The following is a 24,914-nucleotide window of genomic DNA, read 5'->3' as shown; positions in this document are numbered from 1 at the left end:
ATTATGGCTATAATCAAACCATTCAAAGCAATAAGGCCTACAAGAGATAAAGCTGCATTAGCAACATCAAGATCTTATGATGAATATTCAAAAAAAGAGCTTAAAACTCAATTAAAATACAACCCTTTTTCGTTTTTACATATAATTGAACCCGGTTACAATTTACATCAAAGAATTACTGGAAAAGAACGCTTCAAAATGGTTTATAAAACCTATGAAGATTTTAAATATGCCAATATTTATACAAAAGATAAAAAACCTTGTTATTACCTACATCAAAAATCTTTCGAAAATGATGTTTTTTGGGGAATAATTGCTATAGCACACGTTAACGATTATCAAAATAACATAATAAAAAAACACGAGGATACTTTAAAAAAACGTGAGGAATTGTTTGGAAATTATTTAGGCATTACAAGATTTAATGCAGAGCCGGTACTACTCACGTATCCTGAAAATACAATTTTAAATACTATTTATAAAAAGTATTCCAAAAAGCGTTCAGAATACGAGTTTTCAACACATACAAAAAGATTGCATAAACTCTGGATTATTGATAATGATATTGATATTGAACTTATCGAAAAAGAATTTTCTAAAATGAACGCTCTTTATATTGCTGATGGGCATCACAGAACAGCATCTTCAAACTATTTAGCAAAAAAGTACAAGAAACTCAATAAAAATCATACCGGAAATGAAGGTTATAATTATTTTATGAGCTATTTGATTTCAGATTCTAACTTGAAAATTTCTGAATTTAACCGATTTATAAAAGATTTAAATGGATTAACTAAAGAAGATTTTTTAGATAAACTAAGTGAATTTTATACAGTAAAAAATAGAGGTCAAAAATTTTATAAACCAACAAAAAAGCATCATTTTAATATGTATTTAGACGGAGATTATTATTCTCTATATTTAAAAAATACAAACTATAAAATAAACAACGCACTTTCAGATTTAGATACACATATTATATATAAAACTATATTAAAACCTATTTTAGGAATTAAAAATTTAAAAACCGATTCCCGAATTAAATGTATTCCTGCAGTTTACAACAAAAAACAATTAAAAAAAATTGTAGATTCTGAAAATTACAAAGTTGGTTTTGGAATGTTTCCTATAACAGTAGAACAATTAAAGGCCGTAGTAAATGAAAATTTAAAAATGCCTCCAAAAAGCACTTATATTGAACCTAAATTAAGAAGTGGATTAACCATATTTGAAATAAATGATTAATTATATTTCAATTACATTTGTACTTTATTTTAACAATTATAATGAGTATAGCAGAAAGTCTACAAAAAATAAAAAACACAATTCCCGCAAACGTTACATTAATTGCGGTATCTAAAACAAAACCAGTTTCTGATATTTTAGAAGCCTATAATGCCGGACAAAGAGCTTTTGGTGAAAATAAAATTCAGGAAATGGTTCAAAAATATGAAGATTTGCCTAAAGACATTGAGTGGCATATGATTGGCCATTTACAAAGTAATAAGGTAAAGTATATGGCACATTTTGTACATTTAATACATGGTGTAGATAGTTTTAAAACATTAAAAGAAATTAACAAACAAGCCATAAAACATAAAAGAATTATAAACTGTTTACTTCAAATTAAAATTGCCCGTGAAGAAACAAAATTTGGATTATCTGCCTTAGAAGCTGAAAATTTTATAACTTCAGAAGAATTAAAAAGTTTAAAAAATATCCATATATTAGGATTCATGGGAATGGCAAGTTTTACTGATGACCTAAATATTATTAAAAACGAATTTAAAACACTAAAAAACATTTTTAACTCATTAAAAAAATATAAATCGTTTAATTTCACACCTACTAAATTATCTATGGGAATGAGTGGAGATTATCAAATTGCTATTGAAGAAGGTAGCAATATGGTTAGAGTTGGAAGTGCTATTTTTGGAGAAAGAAACTATAATTAATTTGTACGCAATATTAGACATAGAAACCACAGGAGGTAAATACAATGAAGAAGGTATTACCGAAATAGCAATCTATAAATTTGATGGACACGATATTGTTGATCAATTTGTTAGCTTAATAAATCCGGAACGAGAAATACAACCGTTTGTAGTAAACTTAACCGGAATAAACAACGGAATGTTAAAAAATGCCCCAAAGTTTTTTGAAGTTGCTAAACGTATTATTGAAATTACAACAGATTGTGTTATAGTTGCACATAATGCCAATTTTGACAGTAGAATTTTAGCCACTGAATTTAGACGATTAGGTTATGATTTTGAACGAAAAACACTCTGTACCGTTGAATTAAGTAAAAAACTAATTCCTGATTTACCTTCTTATAAATTAGGTAGATTATGCAGGTCTTTAGGAATTCCTGTTTCGAGTCGTCACAGAGCTGAAGGCGATGCTATTGCAACAGTTCAACTATTTAAATTATTGTTAAATAAAGATACTACAAAAACAATAGTTAAAAATGCTGTTAAAACTGAAAACCCACGAAATTTAGCTCCTAAACTACTCTCTATTTTAGATGAACTACCTTCAAAAACAGGTTTGTTTTATGTGCATAATTGTACAAGTAATATCCTATATATAGGAAAAGGTAAAAACATAAAAAAAGCTGTAAATCAATTGTTTTTACGTACATCAAAAAATGCTAAAATAATACAAGATAAAGTTGTTTCAGTTAGTTATGAAGAAACCGGTAATGAACTGATTGCAAATTTAAAATATGTTGAAGAAGTTAAAATAAACAAACCAATTTACAATTATATAAAGAAGCCTAAAATCTCGGTTTCAAAACTCAATAACGAAAATTTATTGATAATTGATAAAGGGAGGCACAGTAGTGAAAAATCGGTTGTTCTAATTGAAAATAATGAGTTTAAGGGTTTTTGTTTTACCGATTTAAGCTATCAAATAACTAATATTGATGTATTGCGAAATCTGATCTCTCCTATGGAAAACTCAATACATAACAGATATATTATTAAAAATTACTTACAAAAAAATAATATAGAAAAATTAATTCGTTTTTAAAAAAATAATTGCTTAATGAAAAAAATTGCAACCCTACTCATTTTATTATTGGTTTTAAATAGTTATTCCCAAAATAAAACCAATTATACTTTTGGTGAAATTTCACAAGAAGAACTTAATTTAAAAAGATATGAGTTAGACACTACTGCAAATGCATTAGTTTTATTTGAATCTGGAAATTCATTTTTCGAATTAAAAAACAGAAGAATTTATATATATACAAAATTTTATAAAAAAATTAAAATTTTTAACTCAGAAGGTTTTGAATATGCAACATTTAGAATACCACTTTATAATAATAAAGAGAATAAAGAAAATATAATTGGTATTAAAGCAGTAACTCATAATAATTTGAATAAAACATTTTTAAAAAAATCGGATATTTTTGAGGAAAGGGTTACTGAAAACTGGCGTGAAACAAAATTTACAATGCCTAATATAAATGAGGGCAGTATTATAGAAGTTGAATACACTTTAGAAACTCCTTTTAAATTTAATTTAACAGGATGGGAATTTCAATCTGAAATACCAAAACTAGTAAGTAATTATAAGGCCCTAATTCCTGGTAACTACTTTTATAACAGATCTTTAAATGGCTATTTAAAACTAACAAAAAATTCTTCATCAATTACAAAGAAATGTTTTGAAGTACCTGGTATAGGTTATGCCGATTGTGAAAATGTAAGTTATGGAATGAAAAACATCCCTGCTTTTAAAAATGATGAAGAATACATGACAAGTAAGGATAATTTTATTTCAAAAATGAAATTTGAACTTTCGGAGATGAAACAATTTGATGGTTCTATTGAAAAATATACTACTACTTGGGAAGCAGTTGACAAAGAATTTAAAGAAAATAAAAATGTTGGAGGTCAATTTAAAAAAACTAACTTTTTTAAAAAACAGTTGCCAAATGATATTAAATCAATTACATCAGATTTGGATAAAGCAAAAGCTGTTTATTATTTCATTCAAAATAATTTTGCATGGAATGGTAAGTATAATATATTTAAAAATATAGATGTAGTTGACGCTTATAAAAATAAATCAGGTAACGTTGGAGAAATAAATATTGCCTTAATTAATGCATTAAATGCTTCTGGATTAAATACAGAACTAATGCTAATTTCTACTAGAGATAATGGATTTCCTACAAAAATTCATCCTGTAATATCAGATTTCAATTATATAATAGCTAAAGTTAATATTGATAATACTTTTTATTTACTTGATGCAACCGACAAAGAAACTCCGTTTAGTATAGTGCCTTTTAAATGCCTTAATAGCTACGGTAGAGTTTTTGATTTTAAAAATGATAGTTATTGGTTAGATATTACACCAAATAACAGCTCACAATCAAAATTAACTGTAGATTTAAAACTTGACGAAAATGGTAGCATATCGGGTAAATTACGTAAACTTTATAAAGGTTATGATGCTATTAACAGAAGAAAATCTATTTTGAATAAAAAGAATGATGAAATAATCTCAGATTTTGAAAGCAATTTCAATAATTTGGAAGTAATAGATTATTCCCTAGAAAATAAATTGGATATTGAAAAACCTTTAATAGAAGTGTTTGAAATCTCAATGGAAGATATAAATAATAACAACACCATTTATTTAAATCCCTTTTTTGATGAAAGATATAAAATCAACCCTTTTAAACAAGAAGAAAGATCGTACCCCGTTGATTTTGGATATCCTAGAAAATCATTTGTTCTTTTTCATATAGAAATTCCTGATAACTATTCAATTGAATCAATCCCAGAATCTATAAAAGTAAAATTAGAAAAAGAAGAAGATGGAAATTTTAATCTTTTGACAAAACAAGAAAATAATTCTAAAATTCAGTTAATAAGCAGTTTAAATATAAACAAACCTCTTTTTTACGATTTTCAATATCAAACTTTAAAAGAATTATTTAATCAAGTAATTATCAAACAAAAAACGCCAATTCTACTTAAAAAAAAGTAAGTGTTTCTAATTAAAATAAAACATTTATTTTAGTAATATTATTTAGTTATCAAATTTTGAAAGAAAACAAAAAAAACTGGAAAGAAAGGTTACATGAGATTATTTATGAAGCAGATACTCCTGAAGGAAAATGGTTTGATATAATACTGATATTCACCATATTATTAAGTATTATATTTGTAATGCTTGAAAGTGTTGAAAGCATTGACAGTAAATTTCATAACTTTTTAAATATTGCTGAATGGATAATTACAATATTGTTTACTGTTGAATATATAGCCCGTATAATTTCAATAAATAAACCAACATCGTATATATTCAGTTTTTATGGAATTATTGACTTTTTAGCAACTATTCCAAAATATTTATCAGTATTTTTTGTTGGGACACATGCATTAATAGCTTTACGAGCACTAAGATTATTAAGGGTTTTTAGAATTTTAAAATTGGCACGCTATTTAGGAGCCTCAACTAAGCTACTTTCTGCTTTAAAAGCCAGTAGAATAAAAATTTCTGTTTTTTTATTCAGCGTTATTGTATTAACTATAATTTTAGGGACTGTAATGTATCTTGTAGAAGGTCCAAAAAATGGTTTTACAAGTATTCCTCACAGCATGTATTGGGCAATAGTAACTTTAACAACCGTTGGGTATGGTGATATGTCGCCTCACACACCATTAGGTCAATTTATTGCAAGTATTGTAATGATTTTAGGGTACGGAATTATTGCTGTGCCAACAGGAATTGTAACTTCTGAAATGACACGACAAGATGCTAAAATACCTACAAATACACAGTCTTGCCCAAACTGTTCGTGTTCAAAACATTTAGATAATGCCGATTTTTGCCATCAATGTGGAGAAAAATTAAACCATGAATAATTATTTAATAACCGTTATTGGTGCCACTGCAATTGGTAAAACTGCATTAAGTATAAAATTAGCTCAACATTTTAATACTGAAATAATTTCATGCGACTCACGTCAGTTTTATAAAGAAATGAAAATTGGCACTGCTGTTCCAACTTCAGAAGAACTAGCTGCAGCACCGCATCATTTTATACAAAACCTTTCAATTTTTGATGAGTATAGTGTTGGACAATTTGAAAAAGATGCTTTAAATAAATTAGACGAATTATTTCTAAAAAATAATGTAGTTATAATGGTTGGCGGAAGCGGATTATACGCCAATGCTGTATTAGAAGGATTAGATTATTTTCCTGATGTTTTACCGGAGACAAGAAAAAACTTAACTGAAAAATTGGAAAACGAAGGTATTGAAGCACTTCAAAAACAATTACAACAATTAGATATAGAATCGTACAATACCATTGAAATTGAAAATCCGCACCGGTTAATTAGAGCCTTAGAAATTTGTATAGGAAGCGGTTTGCCTTATTCTTCTTTTAAAAATAAAAACAAATCTCAACGTAATTTTAAACCCATTAAAATTGGATTGGACGCCAATAGAGAAATTATGTACAACCGCATAAATAAACGAGTTGATATAATGATTGAAGATGGCTTAATTGAAGAAGCAAAAAAATTACATGAACACAAACAGCTAAACGCCTTACAAACTGTTGGTTATCGCGAACTTTTCAATTATTTTGAAGGCAAATACAGTTTGGATTTTGCTATTAACGAAATTAAAAAAAATACACGCCGTTTTGCCAAAAGACAGGTGACCTGGAATAAAAAAGATACTGAAATACATTGGTTTGATTTTGAAGATGATACTTCAAAAATTATTAAGAAAATTGAAAGCCTGATCCATTTTGAATAAAACAGAACTCAAAGAATTTTTAGATGAAAAAGTAATTCAATACAACAACCCAAAGTTTATTGAAAGTGATCCTATTCAAATTCCGCATCAATTCAGTTTAAAAGAAGATATTGAAATTGCAGCATTTCTAACTTCAACTATTGCTTGGGGAAACCGAAAAATGATTATCAATAATGCAAAAAAAATGATGGATTTGTTAGGGAATTCTCCTTACGATTTTGTTCTAAACCACAAATCTTATCATTTAGACAACATTGAACATTTTGTACACCGAACTTTTAATACTGCTGATTTTAAATATTTTATAACAGCTTTACAACATATTTATAAAAATTATAATGGGTTAGAAAGTGTATTTTCAAAAAATGCCATTTCAAATTCTACACAACCTGCAATAACAGCCTTTAAACAATTATTTTTTGAAATTCCTCATTTGGAACGTACTAAAAAACACGTATCTGATCCATTAAAAGGTTCGGCTGCTAAGCGTATTAACATGTTTTTACGTTGGATGGTTAGAAATGATACTACCGGAGTTGACTTTGGTATTTGGAATAACCTCTCTCCTGCCCAACTTTCGTGTCCGTTGGATGTACATTCAGGTAATGTTGCTCGTAAATTAGGCTTACTTACCCGAAAGCAAAATGATGCGAAGGCTTTGACGGAATTGGATAAAAATTTACGTAAAATGGATAAAAATGACCCTGTTAAATACGATTTTGCTTTGTTTGGTTTGGGTGTTTTTGAAAAATTTTAGGTTTTGATTCAACCAATGTTTAAAAACTACCTAAAAATAAATACTTGACTTAATATCTAAATTTTGCGTTAGGGATTGAAGCTTTGTTTGAGCTCTTTTTGTTAGTAAAAACAAAAAAGCGAGTGCGTAAAGCCCGACCCGAAAGGGTAACGCCCTAAAGAAAACTTTCTAAAGCCAACTCGTAACTTTGTAAACCGAAACCGGCAATTACACCTTTTGCATTTGGAGCTATATAGGAAATATGGCGAAAATCTTCGCGAGAATGTACGTTGGAAATATGTACTTCAACCACAGGAGTTTCTATGCCTTTAATTGCATCGCCAATGGCTATTGATGTGTGTGTGTAAGCGCCTGCATTTAAAATAATTCCATCAAAATTAAAGCCTACTTCGTGTATTTTATCAATAATTTCGCCTTCAATATTACTTTGAAAATAACTCAATTCTACATCAGCATATTTCTTCTTTAATTCTTTAAAAAAATTATCAAAAGATAAATCTCCATAAATAGTAGGTTCTCTTTTACCCAGTAAATTAAGGTTTGGGCCGTTTATTATAATTATTTTCATTTCTATATTATTTAAGTGTAAATATATTTATTTTTACTTTATGAAATGGAACAGTGCTTTACAAGATTATCAGTTTTATTTAAAAATAGAAAAAGGATTGGCTGTTAACTCAATTAACAGTTATTCTCGTGATGTAAAAAAACTAATTTCTTATTTAGAGGAAAATGAAATAAGTGTTTCTCCAATTAAAATTAAACAGGAAGAAATACAGCAGTTTATTTATACAGCTTCAAAACAAATTAATGCACGTTCACAAGCTCGTTTAATCTCAGGGTTACGAAACTTTTTTGATTATTTGATTTTTGAAGAATACAGAAAAGACAATCCGACAGATTTAATAGAATCTCCTAAAATTGGAAGAAAATTACCTGACACGCTTTCTGTTGATGAAATTGACGTTTTGATAAGTACTATTGATTTAAGCGAACCACAAGGCGAACGTAACAGAACTATTCTAGAAACATTATACAGTTGCGGACTAAGAGTTTCGGAATTAATTGATTTACAGTTATCTGACCTGTTTTTTGATGAAGGGTTTATTCGTGTGATTGGAAAAGGAAATAAACAAAGGTTTGTACCTATAAATTACCAAACACAACAATTTATTACAACATATGTTAATAACATTCGCGTTCATATAGACGTACAAAAGGGCTTTGAGGATACCGTTTTTTTAAATAGACGTGGAAAAAATTTAACAAGATTTATGATTTTTACTATCATAAAAAATTTGGCTATTAAAGCCGGAATCAAAAAGAAAATAAGTCCGCATACTTTTAGACATTCATTTGCTACTCATTTATTAGAGCGTGGAGCCGATTTAAGAGCTATACAGCAAATGTTAGGACATGAAAGCATAACTACTACCGAAATTTACATGCACTTAGATAAAAGCTTTTTAAAAGAAGTTGTGAATACTTTTCATCCCAGAAAATAAAAAATCCCGTAAAAACAGGATTTTTTTATAATATCTACTAATTTTAAATTTTTACTTACTTAGCAATATTTACAGCTCTGGTTTCTCTAATCACAGTTACACGAACTTGACCAGGATATGTCATATCATTTTGAATTTTTTGTGAGATGTTGAATGAAAGTTCAGAAGCTTTAGCATCGTTTACTTTTTCACTTTCAACAATTACACGCAGTTCTCTTCCGGCTTGAATAGCATACGCTTTTTGAACTCCCGTAAAACCAAACGCAATATCTTCCAAATCTTTTAAACGTTGTATATACGAATCTAAAACTTGACGACGAGCTCCCGGTCTTGCTCCAGAAATAGCATCACAAACCTGAACAATTGGCGCAATAAGCGATTTCATTTCTATTTCATCATGGTGGGCACCAATAGCGTTGCAAACCTCTTCATTTTCATTAAATTTTTGGGCCCATTCCATACCTAATAAAGCATGAGGTAATTCACTTTCAGTTTCAGGAACCTTACCTATATCATGCAACAATCCTGCTCTTTTAGCTAGTTTTGCATTTAATCCAAGTTCAGCAGCCATTAAACCACAAAGGTTAGCTACTTCACGAGAGTGTTGCAATAAGTTTTGTCCATAAGAAGAACGATATTTCATTCTTCCAATAGTTTTTATAAGTTCAGGATGCAAACCGTGAATACCTAAATCTATCACTGTTCTTTTACCAATTTCAATAATTTCTTGTTGAATTTGTTTCTCAGTCTTTTTTACAACTTCTTCAATACGTGCAGGATGAATTCTACCATCAGTTACCAATTTATGTAATGATAATCGGGCAATTTCTCTACGAACCGGATCAAAACAAGACAAAATAATGGCTTCAGGTGTATCATCAACAATAATTTCAACACCTGTTTCAGATTCTAAAGCACGAATATTACGCCCTTCTCTACCTATAATTCTACCTTTAACATCATCAGATTCAATATTAAATACAGAAACACAGTTCTCTACAGTTTGCTCAACACCAACACGTTGTATCGTGTTTAAAATTACTTTACGAGCCTCTTGCTGCGCAGTTAATTTAGCTTCTTCAATAGTTTCTTGAATAAAGCTCATAGCATCAGTTTTTGCTTCTTCTTTTAACGATGCAACCAATTCTTTTTTTGCATCGTCTGGAGAAAGTCCTGAAATTGCTTCAAGATGTTCAACTTGTTTGCGATGAAGTTTTATAATCTCTTCGTTTTTACGTTCTAAGAAATCAATTTTTTTATCGTAATCGCTAATCTTAAATGTAAGTTCTTGATTTAATTTTTTGTTTTTATCAAGCTCTTGAGAAACTTGAGATTCTTTATCACGAACACGCTTTTCGGCATCTGCTATTTTTTTATCACGAGCTATTATAACTTTTTCGTGTTCAGATTTTAATTCAATAAACTTTTCTTTAGCTTGTAAAATTTTATCTTTTTTTATAGCTTCTGCTTCAACTTTGGCTTCTTTAATAATTGTTAGAGCCTCTTTTTTTGTGTTTCTTAAAAGTATAGTTGCTTTATTTTTTTCTATCAATTTTGCAACAATATAGCCTATAGCTAATCCAAATCCTATACCAATAATAATCAGTATTATATTTTCTATCATAATTCAAATTTATATATAAAAAAACCTACATTAGCGAGGTTTTTGTAAACTCCTTATAAACAAGTTTAGGACTAACTAATTGTTCAAGGATCCGTTCTAAGACGGCTTGCTTTACCAATTAAGACTCATCCTTTATAAAGATATAGTGTTGAGTTTAACAAACAATAACTAATGTAGGCAGTATTATTAATTAATATTATTTAAAGAACTTATTTTTTTAAATGTTCATCTAATAAAACATTTAATTTATTTAATTTTTCAGCCGCTTCCTTCATGTCATTTTCTTTATTAATAGCATTTATTTCTATTAATGATGCAAATTGTAAAGCACACATTGCTAATACATCTTGCTTATCACTAACTGCATAGTTCTTTTCAAATTTAGTAACCAAATCATTTATTTGCTTTGCAGCTTTTCGCATCCCTTCTTCTTCATTTGCATTCTTAATACTAAGTGGATACACTCTACCTGCAATGGTTACCTTTATTTTTAGAGAATCTGCCATTTTAAAGATCCTATTCGCTTAATTGGGTTATACATGCGTCAATTTCACGAATTAAAGCATTTATTTTGAGTTTTGTTTCTCTTGTATCTTCTTTACTGCCCTCGATAGTTTTAGCAATTTTTAATAACTGATATTTATTTTCTATCTCATTAAAATTTTGCTTTTCTTTAGTAATTTGATTTTCTAAAACTGCCAATTTGCCGTATAAAAACTCATTTTCTTCTTTTAAAAATTTGTAATTTTCTAAAAGTGTTTTAAGTTTATCTTCAACTAAATTAACAACTTGTGTTATACTACTCATAATATCTAAAGATAACAAAACTATCAAACGCAAAGTTAGTGTTAGTAAGCCAATATTACAACTGTTTTTTTTTATTTTATGATAAACGATTAAATATTGATGTTAAATGACTAACTCTATTTACATTATAAAAAAATTATATTTAGTATTTTAGCCAAAACAAAATTTCGTGAAAAAATTAGTCTTATTTATTTTAATGTGCTGCTATTTTGCAGTTTATAGCCAAGGAGAAACATCTTCTAACAATTTATACCCTACAAACTATTTTAGAAAGCCTTTAGATATACCAATACTTTTATCAGGTACATTTGGCGAATTAAGATCTAATCACTTTCATGCCGGATTAGATATTAAAACGCAACAAAGAGAAGGTTTTTATGTTTATACTGCTGCCGAAGGTTATGTTTCTCGAATAAAAGTATCGTTATGGGGTTATGGCAAAGCAATCTACATAACACATCCTAACGGATACACAACCGTTTATGCACATTTAAAAAAATTTAATAAACGTATAGAAGAATATGTGAAAAATACACAATACAGTAAAGAAAATTATGAAATTGAAGTTTTTCCTTCAGCAAATGAGTTACCTGTTTCAAAAAACGAGGTTATTGCATATACAGGAAGTACAGGTGGTTTTGTTGGACCCCATTTACATTTTGAAATTAGAGATTCTAAAACTGAAAAACCTATAAATCCACTATTTTTTGGTATTGATGTGAACGATTCTAAACCACCAACAATAAATACTTTAATTGGGTATTCATTTGGTGATAGTTCACACATAAATCAAATAGGAAAACCTACTCAAATACCTCTTAAAAAATTAGCAAATGGCGATTTACTAGCTAATAAAACAGTTGCCTATGGTAAAATTGGGTTTGGAATAAATGCCTATGATCAATTAGACGGAGCTTACAATAAAAATGGGCTTTACAGTTTAGAAATGTTTGTGAATGCTGAAAAAGTGCATGAGTTTAAAGCTACTACTTTTTCTTTTTACGAAACTAGGTATATTAATCTATTAATTGATTATGAAAGATACGGTAATTTAAATCAACGTATTCAAAAATGCTTTATTGAACCTTTAAATAAACTTAGCATGTATAATAATTCTATCGATAATGGTTATTTAACAATTAAAGATAGTTTAAATTATAATGTCGAAATTATTGCTAAAGATTATAAAGGCAATCAACAAAAAATAATTATTCCTGTTATTGGTAAAAAAGACAGTATTTTAGTGAAGGACAAAATTCTTAAAACTCCTTATCCTATTAAGTACAATGTATTTCAAAAATATGCTGAAAACGGTGTAACTGTTACTTTTCCAGCGTTTACTTTTTACAACGACTTTTATCTCGATTTTAAGGTAGCAGATTCTATAGCGCATATTCACACACCTACACTGCCATTACATAAAAAATTTACTATTGCTTTTGATGTTTCAAAGTATACTGAAAAAGAACAAAAGCATTTATACATTGCATCAATTAACAAAAAAGGAAAGACAAGTTATCAAACAACAGTTAAAAAAGATAACACATTTTATACTTCTACAAAAAATTTAGGTAATTATACATTATTATTTGATAATAAAGAACCTACAATTAATTTACATAATTTTAAAAACGAACAATGGGTAACTAATTTTTCTACTTTAAGAGTTAAAATTTTCGATAATGAATCGGGTATTAAATCGTTTAGAGGTGAAATTGATGGCGAGTGGATTTTAATGGAGTACAATATAAAAACCAATACTCTAAACTATAATTTAAGCGATAAAAGTTTTAGTGAAGCAAAACACAATTTAAAAGTTATTGTAACCGATAATGTTGGAAATACAAGTACTTTAAACGCTACCTTTTATAGAAAAAAATAGTTTCACTTAAAAAAACACAACATTCATATTACTTATATTTAGGTATTACAAATTAACCCAAAATTTGATTGGTATGTTCTTTCGTTTTAACTTTTGTAATTATATCTTCAATAATTCCGTTTTCATCAATAATAAAAGTAGTTCGGTGAATTCCGTCATATTCTCGTCCCATAAATTTTTTAGGTCCCCAAACGCCAAAAGCATTAATAACCTTTTTATCTTCATCTGCTAAAAGAGGAAAAGGCAATTCATTTTTTTCTATAAAATTCTGTTGTCTTTTAGCAGAATCGGCACTTACGCCCAATACATCAAATCCTTTAGCCAAAAAAGATTGATAATTATCACGTAAATTACAAGCTTCCATAGTACAACCCGGTGTACTAGCTTTTGGGTAAAAAAACAATACTAACTTTTTACCTCTATAATCCGATAATTTTATACTGTTTCCTTGTTGGTCAAGCGATTCAAAATTTGGTGCTATATCTCCTATTTTTAATGTTGTCATAATTTATTTTTGTTATAAAGTTCAAAGTTAACAAGTTTAAAAGTTATAAACTAATTCCATTTTTAATTAAAAATAAAATATTTTTACGTTAATACTTGTGCAGTCAACTTTTGACTTTTAACTTTCGCCTTCAAATTTTATTAAAGAATGACAAAACAACAAAAAGTACAATTTGTAATTGATACCCTTGAAAAATTATATCCTGAGACGCCAATTCCATTAAACCATAAAGATCCTTATACCCTACTAATAGCCGTTTTATTATCAGCTCAAAGTACCGACGTTGGTGTAAACAAAATAACACCCCTATTATTTGCAAAAGCCGATAATCCGTACGATATGATTAAACTTTCGGTAGATGAGATACGTGAAATTATCAAACCAGTAGGTTTATCACCCATGAAATCAAAAGGAATTTATGGCCTTTCTAAAATTTTAATTGAAAAACACAATGGTAAAGTACCTCAAAACTATAAAGACTTGGAAGCTTTACCTGCTGTTGGACATAAAACTGCAAGTGTTGTTATGAGCCAGGCATTTGGAATTCCTGCTTTTCCTGTAGATACGCACATACACAGGTTAATGTATAGATGGGGATTAAGTAATGGTAAAAATGTTACGCAAACCGAAAAAGACGCTAAAAGACTATTTCCTAAGGAATTATGGAACAAGCTCCATTTGCAAATTATTTATTACGGAAGAGAATATTCGCCTGCAAGAAGTTGGAATATTGAAAAAGATATAATTACTAAAACAATAGGAAGAAAATCGTTATTGAAATAAAAAAACCCATTTTAGGTTATAAAATGGGTTTAAGAACATTAATTCAAATGTAATTCAATATGGTTGTTTTTGTTGGTTTTTACTACTCTTAACTGCCTTGAGTAGTCTAGCAAATATTGAATTATTTCAGGTCTAGGTTGCTCTTTCATAAGAGACTTTTGTGAGTAAAGTTTCATCATATATATCATTTTTATATATTTTGAACGATGAAATTTTACTTTTATTATTTAACTTACTAAAATAATATTATGTTTTTCAATTAGTTTTCTCAAATTAATTAAAGCATATCGCATTCTACCTAATGCAGTATTAATACTTACACCTGTATTTTCTGCAATTTCTTTAAAACTCATATCTTTATACATACGCATAATTAACACTTCTTTTTGATCTTCAGGCAATTCTAAAATCAAACCTCTAACGTCATCTAATATTTGAGACTTAATAAGCTGTTTTTCAACATTTAAAACTTCATCACTTATTACAGTAAAAATATCAAACTCTTCAGTATTATTAAATATTGGTATTCTTTTATTTCTTCTGAAATGATCTATAATCAAGTTATGAGCAATTCTCATAACCCAAGGTAAAAATTTACCTTCCTCATTATAAGCTCCTCTTTTTAAGGTATTTATAACTTTAATAAACGTATCTTGGAAAATGTCTTCTGCTATTTCTTTATCTAGTACTTTAGACAAAATAAAGCTGAATATTCGTTGTTTATGACGAATAATTAAAATCTCTAAAGATTTTTCATTTCCACTAATGTAATTGCTGACCAAAACGCCATCAGATAAGATAGATTTACTTTCCATAATTTGAATACAATGTAGGGATTAGTTGTTTGTATTTTTATTTTTTATAAAAAGTAAAGTTGTTGTATAAGCGTTTTATTTTTGAATTATGCATCAAATATTAAAAAAAAAATTAACAATTACAAATTTTAAATAACCTATTAATAAAAAGTCATTTTTTAAAATAATTGATATTTCCCTTTATTTTTACTTTCAATTATTGTAGCTATCTTTGCAATTATTCCTTTTTTATAAAAAATGACCAACAATATTGCAACATTAAATCCCAAAGAAAATATCCTTATTAAAGGAGCTAAACTTCATAATTTAAAAAATATTGATGTTGCTATCCCAAGAAATAAATTAGTGGTAATAACAGGTTTGTCAGGTTCGGGAAAATCGAGTCTTGCTTTTGATACTCTATTTGCTGAAGGGCAACGCAGATATGTTGAAAGTTTATCATCTTATGCTCGTCAATTCTTAGGAAGATTAGACAAACCAAAAGTTGACTATATAAAAGGTATTGCTCCGGCAATTGCTATTGAGCAAAAAGTAAATTCAACCAACCCACGATCAACTGTAGGCACTTCAACAGAAATTTACGATTATTTAAAATTACTATTTGCCAGAATTGGTAAAACTTACTCTCCTGTTTCGGGTAAAGAAGTTAAAAAACATACGGTTACAGATGTTATAAATTTTATTAAAAGTTTAGAAATTGATACAAAGTTACTTTTGCTTTCTCCAGTTCATATTCCTTCTAAAAGAAGTGTGTTGCAAACCTTAAAAATTTTGGCGCAACAAGGTTATTCAAGAATAAAATATAAAGATGAAGTACTTAGAATTGAAGATATTGATACAGAAATTGACCATGATTTCTATATTGTTATAGACAGAATTGTTGTTAAAAATGATGAAGATTTCTATAACCGTTTAGGTGATGCCGTACAAATTGCTTTTTTTGAAGGCAAGGGTGAGTGTTTAATTGAAGAGTTAAAAACCAACAAACAAACATTATTCAATAATAAATTTGAATTAGACGGAATACAGTTTATTGAACCTAATACACATTTATTCAGTTTTAACAATCCGTACGGTGCTTGTCCAAATTGTGAAGGTTACGGAAATGTAATAGGAATTGATGAAGAATTGGTAATTCCAAACTCCTCATTATCAGTTTACGAAAATGCTATTTTACCATGGAAATCAGATTCTTTCAAAAAGTATAAAGACAATTTAATTAACAATGCATATAAATTCGATTTTCCTATTCACAAACCTTGGTTTGAACTTACTAACGAACAAAAAGAATTAGTTTGGAAAGGAAATCAATATTTTAGTGGACTAAACCATTTTTTTAATCATTTAGAAGAAAAAAGTTATAAAATTCAGTACAGAGTTATGCTTTCTCGCTATCGCGGAAAAACAAAGTGTACTACTTGCAATGGCAAACGATTACGTTATGAAGCAAATAACGTAAAAATAAAAGATAAAAGTATAAGCGAGCTGGTTGACCTTCCTTTGAATGAATTAAGCGTGTTTTTTAATACTCTTGAACTTAGTGAATACGAAAATAACGTTGCCAAACGCATTTTAATTGAAATAAAAAACAGATTACAATTTTTAAACGATGTGGGTTTAAATTACCTTACACTTAACCGAACTTCAAATACGTTATCCGGCGGAGAAAGTCAGCGAATTAATTTAGCAACATCATTAGGCAGTAGTTTGGTTGGTTCTATGTATATTTTAGATGAACCAAGTATTGGACTTCATCCTAAAGACACACAACGTTTAATAAAAGTATTAAAAGATTTAAGAGATTTAGGCAATACCGTAATTGTGGTAGAACATGATGAAGACATTATGAAAGCTTCCGATTTTATTATTGATATTGGCCCGGAAGCCGGTACTTACGGTGGTGAAGTTGTAGCTGAAGGAACTTACAATCAAATTTTAAAGTCAAACTCATTAACAGCACACTATTTAAATCATCAATTAAAAATAGAAGTTCCTAAAATACGAAGAAAACCTAAAAAACTCGTTCAAATTATTGGAGCTCGAGAAAATAACCTGAAAAATATCAATGTAAACTTCCCTTTAAACAGTTTAACTGTTGTTACAGGTGTATCGGGCAGTGGTAAAAGTACATTGGTAAGTAAAATATTATATCCGGCAATTCAAAAAAAATTAAATGGATATAGCGAAAAAGTTGGTCAGTTTACCGAGTTAACCGGCGATATTTCATCCATAGAACATATCGAGTTTATCAATCAAAATCCTATCGGGCGTTCAAGCAGATCAAATCCGGTAACGTATATAAAAGCGTATGATGATATAAGAACTTTATTCGCTTCAGAAAAATTATCAAAAATCAGAAATTATCAGGCTAAACACTTCTCCTTCAATGTAGAAGGTGGTCGATGCGAAGTTTGTAAAGGTGATGGTGAAGTAACTATAGAAATGCAATTTATGGCCGATGTGCATTTAGAATGTGAGGCTTGTAAAGGAAAACGATTTAAAAAAGAAATTTTAGAAGTTAAATTTCATGACAAATCGATCAACGATATACTTGACTGCACAATTGATGATGCCATAACCTTTTTTACCGAACACAAAGAAACTAAAATTGTAAAAAAAATAAAACCTTTGCAAGATGTTGGTTTAGGGTATGTTACTTTAGGTCAATCCTCTTCTACCCTTTCAGGCGGCGAGGCACAACGCATTAAATTAGCTTCATTTTTAGTAAAAGGCAGCCGCCAAAGCAAATCGTTATTCATTTTTGACGAACCAACAACCGGCTTACATTTTCACGATATCAAAAAACTGTTAAGCTCCTTTAATGCGCTTATCAAAAACGGACATTCAATTATTGTAATTGAACACAATATCGATTTAATTAAATGCGCCGATTACATCATCGATTTGGGAAAAGAAGGCGGAAAACAAGGAGGTGAACTTATTTTTCAAGGAACACCGGAAGAGTTAGTAAAATGTAAAGATTCTTATACAGCACCTTTTTTGGCTGAAAAATTAAACTAATTTCTTTGGCATTCCCTTTGGGCCGGGCTTTACGCACTCGCTTTTTTGTTAAACAAAAAGAGCTCAAACAAAGCTTCAATCCCTAATGCAAACTATATTGTAAGTTTGTAAATACTCTAGTTATAAAATACCGAAGATTAAATTATTATTTCTGTCTGGTTACTGAGCGAAATCAAAATAAAATCGAACAAAAAACACACCTTCTTTTATACTATAAAAACTTAGTGAATAATAACTACTTTTACAGTAGCCGTTTCATAACATTCATATTATAAAATGAAAAACGAGAAAATATTAGGACTAGAGAAAAATGCTTTTTTTACAGGGCTAACAAGTTTTTTTACCGATACATCAACTAAAATGGTCTATAGTATTATGCCTTTATTTTTGTTATCAATAGGAGCATCCAAAACAACTATAGCCTTAATTGAAGGAATTGCAGAGAGCACTGCATCCTTATTAAAAGTAATTTCAGGATATTGGAGCGATAAAATAGGAAAAAACAAACCATTCATGATTATTGGCTATGGTATAACTGCCATCATAACACCCTTTTATGCATTAGCAAAAATACCTGTTCAAATTTTATTTTTCCGTTTTTTTGAACGTATTGGAAAAGGTTTAAGAACTGCTCCGCGCGACAGTCTTATAAGTGCTTCAGTACAAAAAAACGAGGCTGGTAAAACATTCGGATTCCAAAAAGCTATGGATAACAGTGGTGCTATTATTGGACCTTTGATTGCATTTTTACTTTTATATTTTTTTCCTTTAAATTATAGAAATATTTTTCTTTTCGCTACAATTCCGGCAATTTTTGGAGTTTTAACAATTGTTATTTTTATAAAAGAAGTAAAGTCAGAAAAAAATGGAGAAACTAATAAAATTTCCCTAAAACAATTACCAAAAAAATTCTATTTTTTTCTCATTATAATTTTTGTGTTTACACTTGGTAATTCTGCTGATGCTTTATTACTCGTAAAAACAACTGAAACCGGCATAGATAAATCATACATTCCTTTTATGTATATGATCTTTAACACAATATCTGTATTAATTGCAATACCTATTGGTAAACTATCCGATAAAATTGGTCGTGAAAAATTAATCACTCTTGGGTTTTTAGTATATGCAATTACGTATTACTTTTTTGGCAAGTTTAATAATATCCAAATTTTTATTTTCTTATTTATGCTGTATGGATTTTATAGTGCATTAACTGACAGTAGTCAAAAAGCAATGATTTCAGATATAATAAGTAAAGATTTAAAAGGAACCGGTTATGGACTCTATCACGCTATACTTGGTATTACACTCCTCCCTGCAAGTTTAATTGCCGGATTATTATATGATAAGATAAATTCGAGTGCTCCATTTTATTTTGGTTCTATAATGGCATTGATTGCTACTTTATTAATGGTTCTATTTACAATTTGGAATAAAAAAAATAATAAAATTAATATTACCTAACCAAAGTAATCAATAATATAGCTAATCAGTTTCAAAGAAAAGTAAGATATGTATAATTCTAACTTTTACAATAATATTGAAAGGTAAAATATACTACTTTAATTAAAAAAATAAAGTAAGTTGTTGCAAGTAATTAGAAAACTAAATCAGAAAAATATGGATGATATAGAAGAATTAGAAAAACATTTTATAAACCGAAGTAATTGGTTAAGAGCAGCTGTATTGGGAGCAAACGACGGAATTTTATCAACTGCAAGTATTGCTATCGGTGTAGCTGCCGCAAGTGATATTAGAGATCAAATTGTTTTAGCCTCATTAGCAGGATTGGTTGCCGGAGCATTATCAATGGCAGCCGGAGAATATGTATCTGTAAGCTCTCAAACCGATGTGGAGAATGCAGACATTGAAAGAGAAAAAGAAGAATTAGAACAAATGCCGGAAGTAGAGTTAAAAGAACTTGCCAAAATTTATGAAAGAAGAGGTGTAAAAAAGGAAACAGCTTTAGAAGTAGCTAAACAATTAACTGAACATAATGCATTAGAAGCTCATATGATAGATGAATTAGGGATAAATGAAATTAGTCAGGCAAAACCACTCCAAGCTGCATTTGTTTCCGGAGCTTCTTTCACATTTGGAGGATTATTACCTTTTCTCGTTTCCTATTTTTTACCTGTAAAACAAATGATTTTCTATCAATATGGTTTTGCAATTCTATTTCTTGTTATTTTAGGCGGGTTATCTGCAAAAATAGGAGGTGCACCCATCTGGAAAGCAATTTCTAGAATCACATTTTGGGGAACGGTTGCTATGGGCCTTACAGCATTAATAGGGTATTTATTTAACATTAATGTTAATTAATAAAAGTTTTAATGCAATTTGAAAAATAATATAATGAAGTTCTCAATAAATGTTTAGAGATACTAACTCAATTAAAACAAATAAGTTAACAATAAAACAGGGTTGTATAAAATATTAAAAAACAAAAAAAGGTCTGAAAATTCAGACCTTTTATTTTGGGTGGAAGACCGGGTTCGAACCGGCGACCTCCGGAACCACAATCCGGCGCTCTAACCAGCTGAGCTACAACCACCATTTAATGCGGATGCAAATGTAATACATTTCTTATTTTCTGCAAACATTTTTTTAAATTAAATTCTCTAAAGATTTCACGGCAACATAACGTTCAACATTAAAGCCTTCTGCATAATCAACTCCTATTATTCTGCCTAAATCCTGTGCTCTATATGTTACACTATCTAAAAAGTTTTTACTTGAAATTGGAGAAACCGGCTCTTTGCTTTTAGGATCGTAAAATTGAGAACTATATGCTTTAACGGCTTTTAATTTAATATCCATAAAATCAGAAATATCAACTACAAAATCGGGTTCTAAATTCTTCCATTGTATATAATGATACACCAGTTTTGGTCTCCAAGCTTCTTGCTTACTGCCATTTAATTCGGTCTCAACTTTAATTAAACCCGACAAAAAACAGGCATCAGAAACCAATTTACTTCCTTTAGAATGATCAATATGCCTGTCCTCAACAGCATTACACAAAATAATTTCGGGTTTATATTTTCTAATAATTTTAATTATTTCAATTTGATGTGCTTTATCATTTATAAAAAAACCATCGGCAAAAGCTACATTTTCTCTAACAGAAATTCCTAAAATTTCACCTGCTTTAGCGGCTTCATTATCTCTTATTTCGGCTGAGCCTCTAGTACCTAATTCACCTCTTGTTAAATCTAAAATACCTACTTTTTTCCCCAACGAAATTTCTTTTGCAATTGTTGCTCCACAACCCAATTCAACATCATCAGGATGAGCTCCAATTGCTAAAATATCTAGTTTCATATAAAATAATTGTTAAAATGTTGCAACAAATATATAACATTTTTAATGTAACCTATATTACTTAGAACACTTGTAAACTATACCGTTATAAATATTTTACCAAACCTTAAAAAATGACAAAAAATTAATAAATGGTAAAATAAACACAATAAATGGTAGTATTTATTTGGTAAATTGAAAATAATAATTTACTTTAGCTATAGGATTTTGCAAAACATGAACCCCTTAAATCCAAAACATTATGAAAAAAATAACCTCATTAATCATTTTTTTAATAGCAATTTCCCCTCTTTGCTATTCTCAAATCTCAGATTTGGAAAAAAATGCTTTAGTTGATTTATATAGATCTACTGATGGAGAAAATTGGAATACTTCATGGAATTTGAATACTGATGTTAGTACTTGGAACGGTGTAACTATTGAAAACAATACAGTTACAGAACTGAACCTAAGCATGAATAATTTAAGAGGTACAATACCATCTTCTATTGGAAATCTTAAATCATTAAAACATTTAAATTTAGGTTTCAATAAATTAAATGGTGAAATTCCTTCTGAAATAACAATTATAGAATCGCTTGAAACATTACAGTTATATATGAATCAACTTGAAGGAGATATTCCTTCTAATATTGGTGCATTAATTAACCTAAAAAAAATAGTATTATTCAATAATATGCTAACAGGAAATTTGCCAAATTCTTTATATGAGTTAACCAATTTAGAAGTATTGCAATTAAGTAGTAATGAATTAATTGGTACTATATCTCCAGATATTAAAAATTTGAATAAACTTGAAACTTTAAGTTTATTTGACAATTCAATGTTTGGTTTTATACCAAGTGAAATTAGCAATTTAACTCAGTTAAAAGAACTTGCTTTAGCAAACAACGTATTTGAAGGAGAAATTCCAAATGAGTTGAGCAAATTAACTAACCTAGAAACTTTATTACTTACTAATAATAAATTTGTAGGATCAATAGATAATTCTATCATTAACTTACCACTTTTAACAAATTTTGACTATAAAAAATCAAATACAATAAGTTTAACTAATATTGCAATAACACAAACCACATTTGAACCAGAATAATTTTATTTAAATTAAAGTTTTCGTTAAAAATCACTCTTTTTGAGTGATTTTTTTATTTATTTTTTACAAAATCTAAAGAAAATTTATCATCACCCAAACTAATTAAATATCATTATATTTAATGATTTATTTTAAAATTCAGCACTTTCTGTAAATTTATTTCATAAACCTTAAAAAATAATTAGTAACCGGTATATTGTAACTAAAGTTACGTTAAGCACCCGTAAACATAGTGTTTTTTTGATTTTAAAATTTTAAATTAAAACTGTTTTAAATTAATAAATGGTTAAGAAAACACTATAAATGGTTCGATATTTTGTTTTTTTGAAAATCTTTCTTTAATTTAGATAAGTGTCATAGAAAATTATAACCTGAAAATCTATAATTAAGATGAAAAAAACAGTTGCTTTAATTTTGTTTTTGATAGCATTTTCTTCACTTTCATTTTCACAGATTTCTGATGTTGAAAAAACTGCTTTAATAGATTTTTACAAATCAACCAATGGTAAAAATTGGAATATTTCATGGAATTTAAAAAAAGATGTTACCTCTTGGTATGGTGTAACTATTGAAAATAATTCTGTTACAGGAATAAACCTAAGTATGAATAATTTAAAAGGTTCAATACCTTCATCAATTGGAAATTTAAAATCTTTAAAACATCTAAATTTAGGATTTAATAAAATTGACGGTGTAATACCTGCTGAATTAACAACTATATCCTCTTTAGAAACATTACAGCTTTATATGAATCAGATTGGAGGAGATATTCCTTCCAATATTGGTGCTTTAAAAAACTTGAAAAAATTAGTATTGTATAACAATAATATTACAGGTAATTTACCAAACTCTATTTACAATCTGGCTAAATTAGAAGTTTTACATTTAAGTAGTAATAAGCTAATTGGCATCATATCTCCTGAAATAAAAAGTTTAAAGAATTTAAAAGTATTAAGTTTGCTTGATAATTCAATGTTTGGTTTTATTCCTGATGAACTAAGCGATTTATCAAATTTAAAAGTACTTGCTTTAGCAAATAATGTATTTGAAGGTGAAATTCCGAGCAAACTAGGCAAATTAACAAGTTTAGAAGTTTTACTTTTAAATAATAATAAATTTGTTGGAAATATTGATAGTTCTATTAATAATTTACCTTTGTTAACCAATTTTGAGTATAAAAATGCAGGAGTAACTAATTTAAAAAATACTACAGTTTCACAAGCAACTTATAAACCGGAATAAAATTCTTATATAAAGATATTCATTAAAAAATCACTCTTTTGAGTGTTTTTTTTTTGTTAAATATTTAATAATTTAAAACAAACTTGTAATCGTTTCCAAAATTATTTGTCATATTTAGCATAATATTATATTTGCAAAATTAAAATTCATGTTAGATGAGAAAAACAATAGGAATAGCATTATCAATATTACTTTTAGCTGGTTCATTTTTTTTGGCAAAATATTTAATAGATAATAAGAAAAAAACGAAGCAAGTAACTAATAGAATTGTTAAAACTGTTTATACCGAAACAGTTACAAATAAACCTATCCCAATTGTTATAACTACTAATGGAAATTTAATTGCTAAAAATAAAATTGAATTATATTCTGAAGTACAAGGTGTATTAATAAATGGCACAAAAGATTTTAAATCAGGCACAACATATTCTAAAGGCGAAACATTAATAAAAATTAATAGCGACGAGTTTTATGCGAACCTACAAGCTCAAAAAAGCAACTTATTTAATGCAATAACTTCTATTATGCCCGATATTCGTTTAGATTTTCCAAATGAATATACTAAATGGCAATCTTATTTAACGTGAGTTCGACATAAAAAAGTTGATTTATTTACAAGAAAAAAGCGAAATAATTAGTAAATTAAAGTATTGAAATTCAATTTTATAACTAAATATTTCGCTTATGATTTCTGCTATTAAAATTACTCAAATTTTTTGTTCTATAGATGATTTTTGTTTAGAATTTGTTCCTTT

23 protein-coding genes, 1 tRNA gene and 1 other RNA gene are annotated in these 24,914 nt (G+C 28.4%); 16 read left to right on the top strand and 9 right to left on the bottom strand.

Translation table 11 applies throughout. From position 1 onward, the window contains the following. Positions 1–3: 3 nt before the first annotated feature. The 7 genes from HGB55_RS11140 to HGB55_RS11110 are packed head-to-tail and all read left to right on the top strand — an operon-like array spanning position 4 to position 7,555. Positions 4–1,245, top strand: coding sequence for a DUF1015 domain-containing protein (locus HGB55_RS11140; protein ID WP_168816976.1), 1,242 nt, complete (start codon positions 4–6; stop codon positions 1,243–1,245). 41 nt (positions 1,246–1,286) lie between these two features. After that, positions 1,287–1,955, top strand: a complete 669-nt coding sequence (locus HGB55_RS11135; protein ID WP_168816975.1) for a YggS family pyridoxal phosphate-dependent enzyme — start codon at positions 1,287–1,289, stop codon at positions 1,953–1,955. Between the two features lies 1 nt (position 1,956). Then, entirely contained in the window at positions 1,957–3,036 is a 1,080-nt protein-coding gene (locus HGB55_RS11130; RefSeq protein ID WP_168816974.1) for an exonuclease domain-containing protein, read from the top strand. 15 nt (positions 3,037–3,051) lie between these two features. Further along, positions 3,052–5,013 (top strand): DUF3857 domain-containing protein, encoded by a 1,962-nt coding sequence (locus HGB55_RS11125; protein ID WP_168816973.1) that lies wholly within the window; start codon positions 3,052–3,054, stop codon positions 5,011–5,013. Between the two features lie 53 nt (positions 5,014–5,066). Beyond that, positions 5,067–5,894, top strand: coding sequence for an ion transporter (locus tag HGB55_RS11120; protein ID WP_168817013.1), 828 nt, complete (start codon positions 5,067–5,069; stop codon positions 5,892–5,894). After that, complete coding sequence (gene miaA, locus HGB55_RS11115) at positions 5,887–6,798, top strand: tRNA (adenosine(37)-N6)-dimethylallyltransferase MiaA (RefSeq protein WP_168816972.1); 912 nt, start codon at positions 5,887–5,889, stop codon at positions 6,796–6,798. Before HGB55_RS11120 ends, miaA begins: the two co-directional genes overlap by 8 nt. Then, positions 6,791–7,555 (top strand): TIGR02757 family protein, encoded by a 765-nt coding sequence (locus HGB55_RS11110; protein WP_168816971.1) that lies wholly within the window; start codon positions 6,791–6,793, stop codon positions 7,553–7,555. Before miaA ends, HGB55_RS11110 begins: the two co-directional genes overlap by 8 nt. 154 nt (positions 7,556–7,709) lie before the next feature. Here HGB55_RS11110 and aroQ read toward each other — a convergent pair whose 3' ends face one another. Continuing rightward, positions 7,710–8,123: a type II 3-dehydroquinate dehydratase gene (aroQ, locus tag HGB55_RS11105; protein WP_168816970.1), complete on the bottom strand. Its 414-nt coding sequence runs from the start codon at positions 8,121–8,123 to the stop codon at positions 7,710–7,712. 40 nt (positions 8,124–8,163) lie between these two features. On the opposite strand from aroQ, the gene xerD reads away from it, so the two are divergent. Continuing rightward, entirely contained in the window at positions 8,164–9,060 is an 897-nt protein-coding gene (gene xerD, locus HGB55_RS11100) for a site-specific tyrosine recombinase XerD (RefSeq protein WP_168816969.1), read from the top strand. A 55-nt stretch (positions 9,061–9,115) separates the two neighbouring features. Here xerD and rny read toward each other — a convergent pair whose 3' ends face one another. The 4 genes from rny to HGB55_RS11080 all read right to left on the bottom strand — a co-directional run bounded on the left by rny (position 9,116) and on the right by HGB55_RS11080 (position 11,491). After that, positions 9,116–10,684 (bottom strand): ribonuclease Y, encoded by a 1,569-nt coding sequence (gene rny / locus HGB55_RS11095; protein ID WP_168816968.1) that lies wholly within the window; start codon positions 10,682–10,684, stop codon positions 9,116–9,118. A 46-nt stretch (positions 10,685–10,730) separates the two neighbouring features. Beyond that, positions 10,731–10,838: non-coding RNA, 6S RNA (gene ssrS, locus HGB55_RS11090), on the bottom strand. A gap of 55 nt (positions 10,839–10,893) precedes the next feature. Further along, complete coding sequence (locus tag HGB55_RS11085) at positions 10,894–11,190, bottom strand: cell division protein ZapA (RefSeq protein ID WP_168816967.1); 297 nt, start codon at positions 11,188–11,190, stop codon at positions 10,894–10,896. 10 nt (positions 11,191–11,200) lie between these two features. Further along, the gene (locus HGB55_RS11080; protein WP_168816966.1) at positions 11,201–11,491 is read right to left on the bottom strand and encodes a hypothetical protein; all 291 of its coding nucleotides are present in this window, start codon (positions 11,489–11,491) and stop codon (positions 11,201–11,203) included. A gap of 169 nt (positions 11,492–11,660) precedes the next feature. Here HGB55_RS11080 and HGB55_RS11075 point away from each other — a divergent pair, with 169 nt between their 5' ends. Further along, the gene (locus tag HGB55_RS11075; RefSeq protein ID WP_371807816.1) at positions 11,661–13,373 is read left to right on the top strand and encodes a M23 family metallopeptidase; all 1,713 of its coding nucleotides are present in this window, start codon (positions 11,661–11,663) and stop codon (positions 13,371–13,373) included. Positions 13,374–13,425: 52 nt separating this feature from the next. Here HGB55_RS11075 and bcp read toward each other — a convergent pair whose 3' ends face one another. After that, a complete protein-coding gene (gene bcp, locus HGB55_RS11070; protein WP_168816965.1) occupies positions 13,426–13,878 on the bottom strand; it encodes a thioredoxin-dependent thiol peroxidase in 453 nt (150 codons plus the stop codon). A 147-nt stretch (positions 13,879–14,025) separates the two neighbouring features. Here bcp and nth point away from each other — a divergent pair, with 147 nt between their 5' ends. Next, on the top strand, positions 14,026–14,661 hold the full coding sequence (gene nth, locus HGB55_RS11065) for an endonuclease III (RefSeq protein WP_168816964.1): 636 nt from the start codon (positions 14,026–14,028) through the stop codon (positions 14,659–14,661). A 227-nt stretch (positions 14,662–14,888) separates the two neighbouring features. Here the strand turns inward: nth and HGB55_RS11060 are convergent, their stop codons facing one another. Continuing rightward, the gene (locus HGB55_RS11060; protein WP_168816963.1) at positions 14,889–15,476 is read right to left on the bottom strand and encodes an RNA polymerase sigma factor; all 588 of its coding nucleotides are present in this window, start codon (positions 15,474–15,476) and stop codon (positions 14,889–14,891) included. Positions 15,477–15,713: 237 nt separating this feature from the next. Here HGB55_RS11060 and uvrA point away from each other — a divergent pair, with 237 nt between their 5' ends. The 3 genes from uvrA (at position 15,714) to HGB55_RS11045 (ending at position 20,822) form a co-directional block, all read left to right on the top strand. Then, positions 15,714–18,497: an excinuclease ABC subunit UvrA gene (uvrA, locus tag HGB55_RS11055; RefSeq protein WP_168816962.1), complete on the top strand. Its 2,784-nt coding sequence runs from the start codon at positions 15,714–15,716 to the stop codon at positions 18,495–18,497. Between the two features lie 276 nt (positions 18,498–18,773). Continuing rightward, complete coding sequence (locus HGB55_RS11050) at positions 18,774–19,964, top strand: MFS transporter (RefSeq protein ID WP_168816961.1); 1,191 nt, start codon at positions 18,774–18,776, stop codon at positions 19,962–19,964. Positions 19,965–20,120: 156 nt separating this feature from the next. Next, positions 20,121–20,822: a VIT family protein gene (locus tag HGB55_RS11045; protein WP_168816960.1), complete on the top strand. Its 702-nt coding sequence runs from the start codon at positions 20,121–20,123 to the stop codon at positions 20,820–20,822. Positions 20,823–20,979: 157 nt separating this feature from the next. Here the strand turns inward: HGB55_RS11045 and HGB55_RS11040 are convergent. Next, positions 20,980–21,055: transfer RNA gene (locus HGB55_RS11040), tRNA-His, on the bottom strand. Between the two features lie 52 nt (positions 21,056–21,107). Then, a complete protein-coding gene (gene bshB1, locus HGB55_RS11035; RefSeq protein WP_168816959.1) occupies positions 21,108–21,824 on the bottom strand; it encodes a bacillithiol biosynthesis deacetylase BshB1 in 717 nt (238 codons plus the stop codon). A 241-nt stretch (positions 21,825–22,065) separates the two neighbouring features. Here bshB1 and HGB55_RS11030 point away from each other — a divergent pair, with 241 nt between their 5' ends. The 3 genes from HGB55_RS11030 (at position 22,066) to HGB55_RS11020 (ending at position 24,746) form a co-directional block, all read left to right on the top strand. Continuing rightward, positions 22,066–22,917, top strand: a complete 852-nt coding sequence (locus HGB55_RS11030; RefSeq protein ID WP_168816958.1) for a Two component regulator three Y domain protein — start codon at positions 22,066–22,068, stop codon at positions 22,915–22,917. A 390-nt stretch (positions 22,918–23,307) separates the two neighbouring features. Next, positions 23,308–24,159 (top strand): Two component regulator three Y domain protein, encoded by an 852-nt coding sequence (locus HGB55_RS11025; protein WP_168816957.1) that lies wholly within the window; start codon positions 23,308–23,310, stop codon positions 24,157–24,159. A gap of 155 nt (positions 24,160–24,314) precedes the next feature. Beyond that, the gene (locus HGB55_RS11020; protein ID WP_168816956.1) at positions 24,315–24,746 is read left to right on the top strand and encodes a hypothetical protein; all 432 of its coding nucleotides are present in this window, start codon (positions 24,315–24,317) and stop codon (positions 24,744–24,746) included. Positions 24,747–24,914: the final 168 nt, after the last annotated feature.

The sequence above is a fragment of the Lutibacter sp. B1 genome (assembly GCF_012524075.1).
Classification (GTDB): Bacteria; Bacteroidota; Bacteroidia; order Flavobacteriales; family Flavobacteriaceae; genus Lutibacter.
The sequence above is the reverse complement of the archived record's forward strand: the minus strand, read 5'-3'. Positions and strand labels throughout refer to the sequence as shown.